Annotated in this window: 13 protein-coding genes and 2 pseudogenes; 7 read left to right on the forward strand and 8 right to left on the reverse strand. The window is 72.2% G+C overall.

Annotated elements, in window-relative coordinates:
- From AB0D27_RS27530 to AB0D27_RS27545, 4 genes and pseudogenes are all read right to left on the reverse strand, one after another.
- Positions 1 to 351, reverse strand: a pseudogene (locus tag AB0D27_RS27530) (hypothetical protein); the annotation flags it as partial.
- Entirely contained in the window at positions 348 to 1,595 is a 1,248-nt protein-coding gene (locus AB0D27_RS27535; RefSeq protein ID WP_362514036.1) for an aminotransferase class I/II-fold pyridoxal phosphate-dependent enzyme, read from the reverse strand. The gene AB0D27_RS27535 and the pseudogene AB0D27_RS27530, both read right to left, overlap by 4 nt.
- A 157-nt stretch (positions 1,596 to 1,752) precedes the next feature.
- A complete protein-coding gene (locus AB0D27_RS27540) occupies positions 1,753 to 2,715 on the reverse strand; it encodes a hypothetical protein (RefSeq protein ID WP_362514039.1) in 963 nt (320 codons plus the stop codon).
- Between the two features lie 174 nt (positions 2,716 to 2,889).
- Positions 2,890 to 3,606, reverse strand: coding sequence for an ANTAR domain-containing protein (locus AB0D27_RS27545; protein ID WP_362514042.1), 717 nt, complete (start codon positions 3,604 to 3,606; stop codon positions 2,890 to 2,892).
- Between the two features lie 128 nt (positions 3,607 to 3,734).
- On the opposite strand from AB0D27_RS27545, the gene AB0D27_RS27550 reads away from it, so the two are divergent.
- Complete coding sequence (locus tag AB0D27_RS27550; RefSeq protein WP_362514045.1) at positions 3,735 to 4,856, forward strand: PAS domain-containing protein; 1,122 nt, start codon at positions 3,735 to 3,737, stop codon at positions 4,854 to 4,856.
- A 33-nt stretch (positions 4,857 to 4,889) separates the two neighbouring features.
- Here the strand turns inward: AB0D27_RS27550 and AB0D27_RS27555 are convergent, their stop codons facing one another.
- Positions 4,890 to 5,684, reverse strand: a complete 795-nt coding sequence (locus AB0D27_RS27555; protein ID WP_362514048.1) for an RNA polymerase sigma factor SigF — start codon at positions 5,682 to 5,684, stop codon at positions 4,890 to 4,892.
- 246 nt (positions 5,685 to 5,930) lie between these two features.
- Here AB0D27_RS27555 and AB0D27_RS27560 point away from each other — a divergent pair.
- Positions 5,931 to 7,724 (forward strand): annotated as a pseudogene (locus AB0D27_RS27560) (thiamine pyrophosphate-requiring protein).
- Between the two features lie 139 nt (positions 7,725 to 7,863).
- Here AB0D27_RS27560 and AB0D27_RS27565 read toward each other — a convergent pair.
- A complete protein-coding gene (locus AB0D27_RS27565) occupies positions 7,864 to 7,995 on the reverse strand; it encodes a hypothetical protein (RefSeq protein ID WP_362514051.1) in 132 nt (43 codons plus the stop codon).
- Positions 7,996 to 8,125: 130 nt separating this feature from the next.
- Here AB0D27_RS27565 and AB0D27_RS27570 point away from each other — a divergent pair, with 130 nt between their 5' ends.
- The 4 genes from AB0D27_RS27570 to AB0D27_RS27585 all read left to right on the forward strand — a co-directional run bounded on the left by AB0D27_RS27570 (position 8,126) and on the right by AB0D27_RS27585 (position 10,275).
- Positions 8,126 to 8,515 (forward strand): DUF2795 domain-containing protein, encoded by a 390-nt coding sequence (locus AB0D27_RS27570; RefSeq protein WP_362514054.1) that lies wholly within the window; start codon positions 8,126 to 8,128, stop codon positions 8,513 to 8,515.
- A gap of 87 nt (positions 8,516 to 8,602) precedes the next feature.
- Positions 8,603 to 9,043, forward strand: coding sequence for a CBS domain-containing protein (locus AB0D27_RS27575; RefSeq protein WP_362514057.1), 441 nt, complete (start codon positions 8,603 to 8,605; stop codon positions 9,041 to 9,043).
- A 29-nt stretch (positions 9,044 to 9,072) separates the two neighbouring features.
- Positions 9,073 to 9,726 carry a diguanylate cyclase gene (locus tag AB0D27_RS27580; RefSeq protein WP_362514195.1) on the forward strand — a complete coding sequence of 218 codons (654 nt, stop codon included), beginning with the start codon at positions 9,073 to 9,075 and terminating at the stop codon, positions 9,724 to 9,726.
- 6 nt (positions 9,727 to 9,732) lie between these two features.
- Positions 9,733 to 10,275, forward strand: a complete 543-nt coding sequence (locus AB0D27_RS27585; RefSeq protein WP_362514059.1) for a type 1 glutamine amidotransferase domain-containing protein — start codon at positions 9,733 to 9,735, stop codon at positions 10,273 to 10,275.
- Positions 10,276 to 10,394: 119 nt separating this feature from the next.
- Here the strand turns inward: AB0D27_RS27585 and AB0D27_RS27590 are convergent, their stop codons facing one another.
- Entirely contained in the window at positions 10,395 to 10,664 is a 270-nt protein-coding gene (locus AB0D27_RS27590; protein ID WP_362514062.1) for a DUF6158 family protein, read from the reverse strand.
- 85 nt (positions 10,665 to 10,749) lie between these two features.
- Between AB0D27_RS27590 and AB0D27_RS27595 the strand changes: the two genes are divergently transcribed.
- Positions 10,750 to 11,853, forward strand: coding sequence for a Vms1/Ankzf1 family peptidyl-tRNA hydrolase (locus AB0D27_RS27595; RefSeq protein WP_362514065.1), 1,104 nt, complete (start codon positions 10,750 to 10,752; stop codon positions 11,851 to 11,853).
- Between the two features lie 31 nt (positions 11,854 to 11,884).
- Here the strand turns inward: AB0D27_RS27595 and AB0D27_RS27600 are convergent, their stop codons facing one another.
- Positions 11,885 to 13,504, reverse strand: a complete 1,620-nt coding sequence (locus AB0D27_RS27600) for an ATP-binding cassette domain-containing protein (RefSeq protein ID WP_362514068.1) — start codon at positions 13,502 to 13,504, stop codon at positions 11,885 to 11,887.
- Between the last annotated feature and the right edge of the window lie 171 nt (positions 13,505 to 13,675).

Consider the following 13,675-nt stretch of genomic DNA (forward strand, 5'->3'; position numbering starts at 1 on the left):
GACCTCCTTGCGGCGCGCGTCCGTCGCCACGACGAAGGGACCCTCGACATCGGCCTCGGCCGCGTAGGCGAGCCCGTCGGCCCCGGGCCGCAGCGCGCCCTCGCGCGCGAACCGGGCGAAGGCCCGCAGCCCCGGCAGCGGCGCGGTCAGCCGGTCCACGAAGGACCGCGGCCACACCCGCCGCTCCCCGAGCGGACGCGGCTCGGCGAGCGGACGCGGCTCGGCGAGCGGCCCGAGAGGAAGGGCCGAAGACAGCTGCCCGGCCGCCGCCGGGCTCGGAGAGGACACCGGTTCGTCGGTGTCCTCGGCGCTCGTACTCGTGGTCGTGGTCGACTCGGACTGTTGCGTCATCGAGGAGACTCCCGTCGCTGAGCGTCGTCGCGGAGATCGTCGAAGGCCGACCCCAACAGGGTCAACGCGCGTTGCACATGGGGCAGTTCCCACGGAGTGGGTGACATGACGCATGCCGCCCGCTCCTCGTCCGTGCGACCGAGCAGCGGCCCGGTGTCCAGGCGGACCCGGAGCGCCCCGAGGTCGTCGCCGAAGCGGTGGCCGCCCGGCGCGGGCATACCGAGCCGGGCGGTGAGGAAGTCCTCGAGGTCCTGCGCGTCGCCGACGCCGTGCGCGCCGAGCGGGTCACGCAGCGGACCGAGGTCCACGTACAGGTGTCTGCCCGCCTGCGGGGGCCGCGCGACCGCGCCCGCGCCGACCACGGCGTGGTGCGCGGCGGCGGCCACGCGCGCGTGCAGGCGCGCGGCGGCCGTGACCCGCTCGGTGACCGGACCGGGCTCGCCGAGCGCGTAACCGGCCGCCGCGGCGACCGGTTCGGCGATCCGGGCGCCAAGGACCGTGAGCACGTCCAGGACGCGGGCACGCAGCCGGGCCCCGGCGTCGTTGTCCGGGAAGCGGGCCACGGCGGCCGGCCAGCCCTGCGGCAGGAAGGCCCCCGCGAGGTCCGTGATGACGGTGACCTCGGCCGGGAGCATCTCGGCGGGGCTGAGCAGCACCGTGTCGTGCGGCTGGTGCAGCGTGTCGCGCCAGGTCTCGTCGCTGACGACATGCAACCCCTCGCTGACCGCGGCCTCGACGGTCTCGTGCACCACCTCGGGCGGCGCGACGGTGGCGGTGGGGTCGTCGGCCACGGACAGCACGAGCAGACGCGGCTCGCCGCCCTCGGTACGGACCCTGCGGACGGTCTCCAGGAGGGCATACGGATCCGGGACGCCGCCGCACTCCGCGGGCGTCGCCACATGGAACACCGATCTGCCCAACAGGCGTGCCTGCGGTGCCCACCAGGCGGCGCACGGGCGCGGCACCAGGACGTCGCCGCCGAGCGCGCCGGTCAGCGCGAGCAGCAGCGCGGGGGCGCCGGGCGCGGCGGCCACCCGGTCGGGCGCTACGGGCAGTCCGCGCCGGTCCCAGTAGCCGCAGGCGGCGTCGAGGAGCACGGGGCCGCCGCCCGAGGGGGCGGTCTCGGCGCGGTCCGCGGCGGCGGTCAGAGCGGAGCGGAGTTCCGGCAGCACGGGCAGACCGTGATCCGGGAGGGGCGGGCCATAACGGACGGGCCCGTGCCCCTCCGGATCCGTCCGCCGCATACGTGCCTCCGCGCAGTCCGCTCTGTTTCCGCCGGGTGGACCTGTCCCTCGCTCGCCTCTCAACCCTTCGTACGGTCCCGCTCGCCCCCTTGGCCTCTGACTACCCCGGCGCCCGCTCTCCCATGGGCGCCGGTCCAGGTTGCGCGTGTCACATGCGTCAGCCGCCCGCGGACCGGCCCCCGCGGAGCAGCCGGTGCACGGCCGCGCCGAGCGCACCCGCGATCAGGATGCTCCCGGCGATCAGGGCCGGGAGGGAATCGGTGAAGGCGCCGCCCTCACCGGCGTGCACCCCCTGCTGGACAGGAGGCGGGCGTTCCCCGGTGGAGTGCGCGTCGGCGGACTGCTCGTCGGCGGAGTGCGTGTCGGTGGAGTGCACGTCGGCCGACTGCTCGTCCGCGGAGTGCGCGTCAGTGGAGTGGGTGTCGGCGGAGTGGGTGTCGGCGGACTGCTCGTCCGCGGAGTGCACGTCGGTGGAGGGCACGTCGGCCGACTGCTCATCGGCGGAGTGCGCATCGGTGGAGTGGGTGCCGGTGGAGGGCACGTCGGGCGGCTGCTCGTCCGCGGGCGCGTCAGTGGAGTGCACGTCGGCCGACTGCTCGTCCGCGGAGTGCGCGTCAGTGGAGTGCACATCAGTCGAGTGCACGTCGGCCGACTGCGCAGCGCTGGAGTGTGCGGGCGCGGAGTGCGTGTCGGCGGAGCCATGCGCCACCGTGTACGAGGCGGTCCACGCCTTCTCCTGGCCGCCCGGCGCCACGGGGCACACACCGTCGACGCCCCACTGGGACTCAGGGTCCACCGCGTCCGGGCTGTCCTCGGAGTTACCGCCGGGCGGGATGTGGGCCGTACCCCGGTAGGCGGCGCCCGCGGCGTTCTCGTCGTTGCCCTCGACCCGGCGCAAGTGGACCTTGCCGTCCTCGAAGCCCTGCGAGGCCGCGTCGATGAACTCGGGAGCGCCCGCGCCCATCGCGTCGCAGGTGACGGAGATGGTGACGGTGCCGCCGGGTTCGACGGAGCCTGGGCTGACCTCCGCGGCCGGATCCGCGAACGCGGCCGACGCGGCGGCGCCCAGGGCCACACCGGCCAGTGCGGTGGCGGACAGGACACAGGCGGTACGGCGCATGGGCTGGGCTCCTTCGGCGGGGCGCTGACCGGGGGCACGGCCGTCGTGCCCCCGGAGCCCATCACAGCCCGCCGCGCGGCCCGGCGCGCGCGGCCGGGCACCATTCGCGGGACACAGACGCCCGAGCGGGTGACGCGCAGGGAGCCGTCGCCCGCCCCCGGGATCCGTCGCCCGTCAGTTCGACATGGAGACGAGTTCCTTCTCCAGACCGCGCCCGCGCCGGTCCACGACGGCCCAGGCGACGTCGGACAGCTTGCGGTTGGCGCCCTGCGAGATACGGCGCAGTACCCCAAAGGCCATGTCCGCGTCGCAGCCCAGTACGTGCATGACGATGCCGCAGGCCTGGTCGACGACGGGCCGGCTGCGCAGCGCGGTGGCGAGCTGGTCGACTTCGGTGAGCGCGGCGCGGTAGGAGCGGTCGCGGACAAGGCAGGTCGCGGCGAGGTCGCCGAGCGCGCGGGCGGGGCCGTGCGGCGCGTCCTCCAGGGCACCGGGCCGGAAGCTGTAGAGGCTGAGGGTGAAGGTCAGTCCGGAGCGCCGGAACGGCATGGTGACGCTGGAGCGCACACCGGAGTCGAGGGCCATGGCGCGGTACTCCGGCCAGCGTTCCTCGCTCAGCAGGTCCGTCGAGTCGACCGGTGCCCCGCGTTGCAGCGCGGCGGGTATCGGTCCGTCGCCGGAGCGGAGCTGGACCGAGACGAGTCCGGCGAGGTCGGGATGGGTCACCGCGGCGGGCCGTTCCGTGCCGCCTTCGACCACCATGCTGCTGGCGCCACAGCAGTCGGCGGTGCAGCGGGCGGCCTGCTCGGCGAGTTCGGAGAGCCTCCTTCCTGGGAGGGCGGACTCGGGTGATTCCGTGCCCATGTAGTCGAGTCGGTCATGGTCCGGCATGGTTCACTCCCCCTCTCGTCCGCTTTTTCCTCTTCTTCGCGCTTGCCCGCTCGCCCCCGTGGAAAACTGTTTCTCTGGGTTCCACCCCCGCCGCCCCGGGGACATGCCGCCCGGGTTACGTTCAACGCATGGCGGAGACGGACGAATTCGGTGAGGAACTCGCGGACTTCCTGCGCCGGGTCGCGGAGTTGAAGGCGGCGCGGTCCGTGCCGCCGAGCGAGCTTCCGACGGTCCTCGACGCGGCGATCTTCGAACTCGATCATGTGGCCGACCAGCTGTGGCCGTGGTACCAGCGGCTGTCCTCGGGCGGCCCGTCCGGCACCGCCTCGGTGGACCGCCAGGAGCAGCAGCTCCTCAAGGCCCTCTTTCAACGGGTACCGGTACCTCTGGCGCTGGTGGACCGGGAGACGGTGGTGCGCCGGCTGAACTTCGCGGCGACCTCCTTCACCAGGGTCCGCGCCGGCTACGCGACCGGGCGGCCGCTGACCGGGTTCCTCGCGCACGCGGACCGTGCCGCTTTCCGCTCGCAGGCGGCGGCGGTGGCCCGCGGCGAGGGCGACCGCAGTCTCACCGTGCACCTCCAGCAGCAGCCCTCGGTGCCGGTGCGCGCGACGCTCACCGCGCTGCGGCCCAGTGGCGAACCGCGTACCGCCGTACTCGTCGTACTGCAGCCCGTGGGTTCCCGGGTGCCGTCGCAGGAGCGCCAGCCGGGCCCGGCCCCCAGCCTCAGCGAGACCACGCGGCACACGGCGCTGATGGACCTGGTGGATGCCATGACCACGACGCTGCTGAGTGCGCCCCGCGGCGACCGTTCCGCGGTCCTCGGACGGGCGGCCGAGGTGCTGCACGGGCGGTTCGCGGACTGGGTGGTGGCCGACGTCGGGGCGGCTCGGCTGTCCCGGACGACCGTGCTGGGCCCTGCGGAGTTCCCCGAGGAGGTGGCGGCCGTGGCCGGGCAGGATCCCGCCGCGTGCCCCCTCGTCGTCGAGGCGGCACGCGGTGGTTCCCTCGCCCTTCAGGTGCGTCCCGAGGACCCGGACGCCTTCGGCCGTGACGCCTCGGGCGCCCCTGTCCTCGTACGCGCGAATGTGACGTCGCTGCTCTGCGTGCCCCTGACCACCGCGTCAGGGCCCGTGCGGGGCGTCCTCACCCTGTTTCGCAGCGGGGCCCGGCTGGCCTTCTCGATGGCCGAGGCGCAGGCGATGGACATGATGTCCCGTCACCTGGCGCTGGCGCTGGACGCGCCGTGAGGAACGGGGCCCCTGCGGGACCGGCCTGTGCGCTTACGCCGCGTCGCGCATCACCTGGTCGCGCAGTCGGTTGCAGCAGCGGCTGATCAGCCGGGAGACGTGCATCTGGGAGATGCCGAGTTCGTCGGCGATACGGCTTTGGGTCATGTCGTTGAAGAACCGCATGTAGAGGATGGCGCGTTCCCGTTCTGGCAGGGCCTGCAGTCGCGGTTTGACGGCCTCGCGGTCGATGACGGTGTCGAGGGCTGGGTCGGGCGAGCCGAGGGCGTCGCTGAGCGAGTAGCCGTCCTCGCTGCCCGGCAGTTCGGCGTCCAGGGAGAGAGCGGTGAAGCTCTCCAGGGCCTCCAGGCCGGTCAGTACGTCCTCCTCGCTCATCCTGGCGCGCTCGGCGATCTCCGCCACGGTGGGCCTTCGGCCCGACACGCTCTGCGACAGGTCCTGATAGGCGAAGCGGACCCGGTTGCGCAGGTCCTGGACCCGCCGGGGTACGTGCAGGGTCCACATGTGATCGCGGAAGTGCCGTTTGATCTCTCCGGTGATGGTCGGCACGGCGTAGCTCTCGAAGGCGTTTCCAAGTTCGGGGTCATAGCGGTCGACCGCCTTGACCAGGCCCAGCGCCGCGACCTGGCGCAGGTCCTCATAGCTCTCGCCGCGGCTGCGGAAGCGTCCCGCGAGCCGTTCGGCCATCGGCAGCCAGGCCTCGACGATCTCCTCGCGGAGCGTGTCGCGCTGCTGGCCCGCGGGGAGCGTGGCGAGCTTGCGGAATGCCTCTACGGTGTCGGGGGCGTCGTCGTGCGGGTGGTGCTTCGCGCTCGCTTGAGTTCGCATGGTGCGTCGCAACTCCCTTGGGGGTGCGGTGTGTTGGACAGTCACCGTGGGAGCGCACCCGTACGCCCGGACGGGTACACCCGTGGCGCGGTTTCGCCGCTCCCACGGACGTGCCTCCTGTCCGAAGCACTGGGACTGCGTCTGCCCCGGCCCATGCGGGACAAACACCGGCATGTTTTCCCGTGGGGGCGGTGGTGACTCGACAGGTGCTCCCCCTGTCCCCGCGTTTCCCCCGGGAGGTCCCTGATGAGCACCAAGGTCGGCGATCATGTCCTGCAGCGGCTGCGAGAGTGGGGTGTCGAGCAGGTCTTCGGCTATCCCGGCGACGGCATCAACGGCCTTCTCGCCGCCTGGGGCCGGGCCGAGGACCAGCCACGGTTCATCCAGTCACGGCACGAGGAGATGTCCGCGTTCCAGGCGGTCGGCTACGCCAAGTTCAGTGGCCGCCTCGGTGTGTGCGCGGCGACCTCCGGGCCCGGCGCGATCCATCTCCTCAACGGGCTGTACGACGCCAAGCTCGACCACGTTCCGGTGCTCGCGATCGTCGGCCAGACACACCGCACCGCGATGGGCGGCTCCTACCAGCAGGAAGTCGATCTCCAGACGCTCTTCAAGGATGTCGCCTCCGACTTCGTGGAGACCGTGACCGTCCCCGAACAGTTCCCGAACGTGCTGGACCGCGCGATCCGTACCGCGTACGCGCGCCGCGCCCCGACCGCCGTGATCATCCCCGGAGACGTCTAGGAGCTCGACTACTCGCCTCCCACCCACGAGTTCAAGATGGTCCCTTCCAGCCTGGACCGCAGTGCCTGGACGGCGATTCCCTCGCGGGAGTCCCTGGAGCGGGCCGCCGAGATCCTCAATTCCGGTGACAAGGCGGCGATCCTGATCGGACAGGGCGCGGCCGGGGCGCGGGCCGAGGTCGAGCGGATCGCCGAACTGCTCGGCGCGGGCGTCGCCAAGGCGCTGCTCGGCAAGGACGTCCTGAGCGACGAACTCCCGTACGTCACCGGCTCGATCGGCCTGCTCGGCACCCGGCCCTCGTACGAGCTGATGCGCGACTGCGACACGCTCCTGACCATCGGCTCCTCCTTCCCCTACAGCCAGTTCCTGCCGGAGTTCGGCAAGGCGCGGGGCGTGCAGATCGACATCGATCCGCACATGGTGGGGATGCGTTATCCGTACGAGGTGAATCTCGTCGGCGACGCGAAGGCGACCCTGGAGCGGCTGATCCCGCTGCTGGACACGGACCGCGGGCGGGAGTGGTACGACACGGTGTGCGCGAACGTCACGCGCTGGCGCGAGGTGATGGAGCGGCGCGCGGAGCTGTCGGCCGACCCGATCAACCCTGAGTACGTGGCCCGCGCCCTCGATCCGCTGCTGCCGGACAACGCGATCGTCACATCCGACTCCGGGTCCACGGCCAACTGGTACGCACGGCATCTGACGATGCGGCCCGGCATGCGGTCGTCCCTCTCCGGCACGCTGGCGACGATGGGCTGCGCAGTGCCGTACGCGATCGGCGCCAAGTTCGCGCATCCGGACCGGCCGGCGATCGCGCTGGTCGGGGACGGGGCGATGCAGATGAACGGGCTCGCGGAGATGATCACCGCCGCCAAGTACCGCGACCGCTGGGAGGACCCGCGGCTGGTCGTCGGCGTCTGGAACAACCACGACCTCAACCAGGTCACCTGGGAGATGCGCGCCATGGAGGGCGCTCCGTCCTTCCTGCCCTCTCAGCAACTCCCGGACGTGCAGTACGCCGCCTTCGCACGCTCCCTCGGTCTGACCGGCATCCGCGTGGAGAAGCCGGAGGAGGTGGAGGCCGGCTGGCGGGCCGGTCTGGAGGCCGACGGTCCCGCGGTGATCGAGTTCCTCACCGACCCTGCGGTCCCGCCGATTCCGCCGCACGCCACCTGGGACCAGATGGAGGCGACGGCGGCCTCGATCCTGAAGGGCGATGCCGACCGGGGCTCCGTGGTCCGCCAGGGCTTCAAGGCGAAGGTGCAGGAGTTCCTGCCGGGCCGGGACAAAAAGTAGCGCGGGGCGCTCCACCGCGCGGGGCAAACGGAATGCGGGACGAACGCAACACGGGGCAAGAAGCAGCGCGGGACAAGAAGCAGCGCGGACGCGGGCCCCGGCGCCGGGTGACGGTGCCGGGGCCCGTGTGTCGTCCCGTTCAGCGGCCCAGGACGGCCCCTTCGGGCTGTTCGGGTTCCTGGACGGGCGGCAGCATCAGTTCCTCGTAGCGGCCCAGCGCCAGCACGACGCCGAGCATCACGACCGGAATGATCACAGCGATCACCGCCATGGCCTGTCCTTCCCCAGGAGAAACGCGGTGCGGGGGGTGCGGACCGGGTCTCCCCGCGCGGGACGGACAAACGTGTCGACTCCGGGTCCATGGGTACGCGACGACCACCCCCGAACACCTGGAGGGAGTCATGCAGCGAGGCAGCGACCGGCTGAACGTCCACCGGGACGACGAGATGAAACACGAACTGCAGGGCCTGCTCAGGTCCGGCCACCCCACGCGGGTGGAGGAGTGGCACGATCCCGAGCCGACCGCCGACGACTACCCGGAGATCGCGGGCGGGCCCGTGAACCGGGCGTCCGCCTCCGTGGAGAAGGTGCAGCTGGAACTGGCGCGGATCCTTGGCCGTACCTCCTTCCCCGCAGGTCCCCGGGACCTGATCGACACGCTGCGGAGCAAGAACGCTCCGGACAGCCTCATCGAGGCGGTGGAGCGACTGCCGCGCAAGACCCGCTACGCCACGGCGCGGGAACTGGCCACGGCGCTCATCCCCGCCGAACGACCCGAAGACAACGCATAGCCGACCGGCTCAGGGGTACTGCGGGCGTCGTCACGCGCATGTGCCCGCACCCCCTCAGCCGGGGAACGCAGGAAGGCCCAAACACCCATGGCAGATACCGTCAGGGAAGTCATGACGCCGGGCGTCGTCGCGGTCCGGCCGGACGCCTCGCTCGTCGAAGCCGCGCAGCTGATGCGCGCCCAGGACATCGGCGATGTCCTGGTGGCCGGCGATCACCAGGTCATCGGGGTGCTCACCGACCGTGACATCGCGGTGCGAGCCGTCGCCGACGGCGCCGACCCGCTGACCGTGAGCGCCCAGGCCGTGTGCACGCCCAACCCGGTGGTCATCGGCCCCGACGATGCCGTGTCCACGGCGGTCGAGCTGATGCGCGACCACGCCGTGCGCCGGCTGCCGGTCGTGGAGGCCGGACAGCCCGTGGGCATGGTGAGCCTCGGAGACCTGGCCCTGGCGCAGGACCCGGGCTCGGCGCTCGCCGACATCAGCCGCGCCGAGCCGGACGGCGGCCCGGGCACGGCTCTCGCATGAGCGGGGCTGCCGTCTTGGACCTCACGCGGATGAGCCGCGACCGGGCCGCCGAGATCAGGGCCCCGGGCTCAGCCGTCGACGTGGGCGACGCCACGACCCGCTACCTCCTGTACGGGCTGCTGCCCTCCTGGTTCGCGCCGGGCCTCGCCGACTGGGTGATGCACCGGCGTACCCGGATCGAGGACACGGCCGGTACGAAGGAGTCCCTGATCCACTCGCTGATGATGACCGAGGTCGGCATCCCGATCGCGCTGACCCTGCGCTACGAGGTCAACCCGCTGTTGTTGTCCGTGCAGTTGGCCGGCGCCGCGGTCCACGAGGCCACCGCGCTGTGGGACGTCCGGACAGCGGTGCACAGCGAGCGGGAGGTCAAACCGATCGAACAGCACATCCACAGCTTCCTCGAGTCGCTGCCCTTCGCGGCGCTCGCCTCGCTGATGTGTCTGCACTCCGACCAGGTCAAGTCCCTGTTGCGTGGCGGGCGCCCGGATCCGAACGCCTGGCGTCTGGTGCCCCGGCGGCGCCCGTTGTCGCGGGGCTATCTGGCCGGCATCGGGGTGGCGATCGGCACCTGTGTGGCACTGCCGTACGGCGAGGAGCTGCTGCGCTGCCGCCGGGCGGCCAGGGCCCGCAGGAAGCAGGCCGAGGACGAGGCCATATGGCAAGCCGGGAAAGGAGATTGAGCAGCCATGCGTATAGCATTCCTGATGGCGCCGGAGGGCGTCGAGCAGATCGAACTGACCGATCCCTGGCAGGCGGTGACCGACGCCGGACACGAGGCCGTCCTCGTGTCGACCAAGTCGGGGAAGATCCAGGCCTTCAACCATCTCGACAAGGCGGACACCTTCCCCGTGCAGGAGGTCGTCGGCGAGACATCGGCCGACTCCTTCGACGGACTGGTCCTGCCGGGCGGCGTGGCGAACCCGGACGCCCTGCGCATGGACGAGAAGGCGGTGTCCTTCGTCCGTGACTTCTTCGACCAGGGCCGCCCGGTCGCAGCGATCTGTCACGCCCCGTGGACCCTCGTGGAGGCGGACGTGGTCTCCGACCGCGTGCTGACCTCCTGGCCGAGCCTGCAAACGGACCTGCGCAACGCGGGCGCCACCTGGGTGGACGAGCAGGTCCGGATCTGCGACCACGGCCCCAACATTCTGATCACCAGCCGCAAACCGGACGACCTGAAGGCGTTCCGCGAGGCCGTCCTCACCGAGTTCTCGAAGGCTGCCGGCTGACGCGGCAGGCTGCCGGCTGAAGCGGCCGACCATCCATGCGGCCGCCCCGGGCGGCGGCTCCCCACGTTCGGGAGCCGCCGCCCGCGCCGTCCCGCCAGGACAGGGCGTGATCGTGCCGCTCAGGCCCCTCCGGGGCCCCGTTCGCGGGCGCCCTCGCATTCCCGGGTGCCCTCGCGTTCCCGGGCGCCCTCGCGGGTGCGGCCGGCGGCGACCGGGCGGCGCGGGTGGCGGCGCAGGTATTCGCCCTCCAACTGCGCCATGCGCTCGTTGTGGACGCGCAGGGCGTCGTTCGAACCGTGCAGGAGCGTGTCGTGGCGCGTGCGGTGGATCGTTTCCAATTCCCTCATCAGCTGCTGGTCGTCCAGCTGGCCCGGGTCGACTCCGGTCATTGTGGTACCCCGCTCGTCGTGTCCTTCGGTGCGGTCCGGGTACCCGCCCGGCAAGCATTACCCGAGCGGCATCCGGGAGGGAGCCATGGATCTCGCCTTTCTTCAACCACTCTACGAACACCCCGGGCCCTGGGCCTCCGCGTACGTCGACACATCCCGGCATTCGGAGGCCATGGCCCATGAGCGCTCCCTGACGGCGGCCGCCGTCTCCCGGGAGCTCGCCGACCAGGGAGCGGACCAGGCGACGTGCCGAGCCGTGCGCGCGGCGGTCGAGGAGCTGCCCCCCTCCGGCGCCCGTGGCAGGGCGCTGTTCGCCCGCGCGGGCACGGTGGTCCTCGATCCGCCGCTGGCCGGCGCGCCGCCGGGCCCGTCCGCGTCCTGGGCGCCCCTGCCGCACACGGCCCCGCTGCTGGAGCTGGCCGGGGAGGACCCGGTTTGCGTGGTCGCCTACGTCGACCGGCGGGGCGCGGACTTCGAGCTGCGCAGCGGGCTCGGCAGCCAGGAGGCCGGTTCGGTCACCGGCAAGCAGTGGCCCCTGCACCGTACGAGTTCGGCCGACTGGTCGGAGCGGCACTTCCAGCTCAAGGTGGAGAACACCTGGGAGCACAACGCCGCCGAGATCGCCGAGGCCCTGGCCGCCTGCCAGGACGAGACCCGCGCCGACCTGCTGATCCTGGTCGGCGACGAGCGCGAGCGGCGCGCCGTGCACGAGCGGCTCCCGAAGCGGGTCAAGCACCTCGCGGTGGAGGCCCCGCACGGCGCCGGCAGCCGTCTGCTGGACGAGGACGTGGAGCGGATCCGGGCGGAGCATGTGCACCGCAGGGCGGCTGATGAACTCGAGCGGTTCCTGGCCGCCCGCGCGCCGGACGCCGAGGGACGCCCGGGCGCGGTCGAGGGCGTGCCCGCGGTGGTCGAGGCGGCGCGCGAGCACCGTATCGACGAGCTGCTGCTGCGCCCCGAGGCGCCGGACACCCACCGCTCGGTGTGGGTCGGCCCGGACCCGGACCAGATCGCCGTACGACGCACCGAGGTGACGGCCCTGGGCGAGCAGGACGCCTGGCCGGCCCGCGCGGACGACGCGCTGCTGCGGTCGGCGGTGACGACCGGCGCCCCGGCGATTTCGGTGACCACCGCGACACCGGACGAGGTGCCGGTGGGCGGCCTGGGGGCGCTGCTGCGCTGGAAGTGATCCGGGGCTCGTGGGACCCGGCAGGCCGGTGTTACCGGGCCCGCTCCACGCGGCGCTCGTCCCACACCGGCTCCTGGGTCTCCCGCACCCGGCCGTCGGAGCCGAAGACCAGGTAGCGGTCGAAGGAGCGGGCGAACCAGCGGTCGTGGGTGACCGCGAGGACCGTGCCCTCATAGGCCTCCAGGCCCTCCTGGAGCGCTTCCGCGGACTCCAGGTCGAGGTTGTCGGTCGGTTCGTCGAGCAGCAGGGCCGTGGAGCCCTCCAGCTCCAGCAGGAGAATTTGGAAGCGGGCCTGCTGTCCGCCGGACAGCTTCTCGAAACGCTGCTCGGCCTGGGCGGTCAGCTCGTAGCGGCGCAGCCGGGACATCGCTGCGCCGCGGTCCTGGGCGTGCTCGGTCCACAGGATGTCGAGCAGGGCGCGGCCCTGAAGTTCGGGGTGGGCATGCGTCTGCGCGAAGTGGCCGGCGACGACCCGCGCGCCGAGCTTCCACTCGCCGGTGTGGGCGACGGTGTCACCCGCGAGCAGGCGCAGGAAGTGCGACTTCCCGGAGCCGTTGGAGCCGAGGACGGCGACCCGCTCGCCGTAGTAGACCTCCAGGTCGAAGGGGTTCATCAGGCCGGTGAGCTCGAGCCCCTTGCAGGTCACGGCCCGCACACCGGTACGCCCGCCGTGCAGGCGCATCCGGATGTCCTGCTCGCGCGGCGGCTCCGGGGGCGGTCCGGCCTCCTCGAACTTCCGCAGCCTGGTCTGCGCGGCCTGGTACCGGGACGCCAGTTCATGGCTGATGGAGGCCGCCTGGCGCAGATTCAGGACGAGCTTCTTGAGCTGGGCGTGCTTCTCGTCCCAGCGACGCCGTAGCTCCTCGAAGCGGGCGAACCGCTCCCGCCGTGCTTCGTGGTACGTCGCGAAGCCGGCGCCGTGGACCCACGCGTCCGCGCCGGCGGGGCTCGGCTCGACGCTCACGATCTTCTGGGCGGCGCGGGCCAGCAGCTCGCGGTCGTGGGAGACGAAGAGCACGGTCTTGCGGGTCTCCCCCAGCCGCTCCTCCAGCCAGCGCTTGCCGGGTACATCGAGGTAGTTGTCCGGCTCGTCCAGCAGCAGCACTTCGTCCGTGCCGCGCAGCAGCGCCTCCAGCACGAGCCGCTTCTGCTCACCGCCGGACAGGGTCCGCACCAGGCGCCACTGCGCCTTCTCGTACGGGATGCCGAGGGCGGCCGTCGTACAGATGTCCCAGAGCGTCTCGGACTCGTACCCGCGTACCTCGGCCCAGTCGGACAGGGCCTGCGCGTAGCGGAGCTGCGCGGCCTCGTCGTCCACGGTCATGAGCGCGTGCTCGGCCGCGTCCACGGCCTGGGCGGCCTCCCGGATCCGCGGCGGGGCCACCGACACGAGCAGGTCCCGTACGGTCCTCTCGTCGCGTACGGATCCCACGAACTGGCGCATCACGCCAAGACCGCCGCTCACGGTGACGCTTCCGCCGTGCGGCTTCAGCTCCCCCGAGATCAGCCGCAGCAGCGTCGTCTTCCCGGCTCCGTTGGGCCCCACGAGGGCCACCACGGCGCCTTCCCCCACCCGAAACGACACATCGCCGAGCAGCGCCCTCCCGTCGGGAAGGTAGTACTCAAGATGCGCGGCTTCGAGATGTCCCATGGGCAGGCATTCTCCGGGGACGCAGGGCCGCTGGGCAAACGCGTTTCGTGTCTCAGCCCGTCCGGGGTTTGAGGACGAGCGCGAAGCGCGACTACGGGGGTCTGGGGGCGGGGCCCCCAGATACGGGACGGGCAGGGGCGGAGGGGGGCGGAGGAGGCGAAAAACCGCCTG

The sequence above is a fragment of the Streptomyces sp. NPDC048415 genome (assembly GCF_040651675.1).
Taxonomy (GTDB): domain Bacteria; phylum Actinomycetota; class Actinomycetes; order Streptomycetales; family Streptomycetaceae; genus Streptomyces.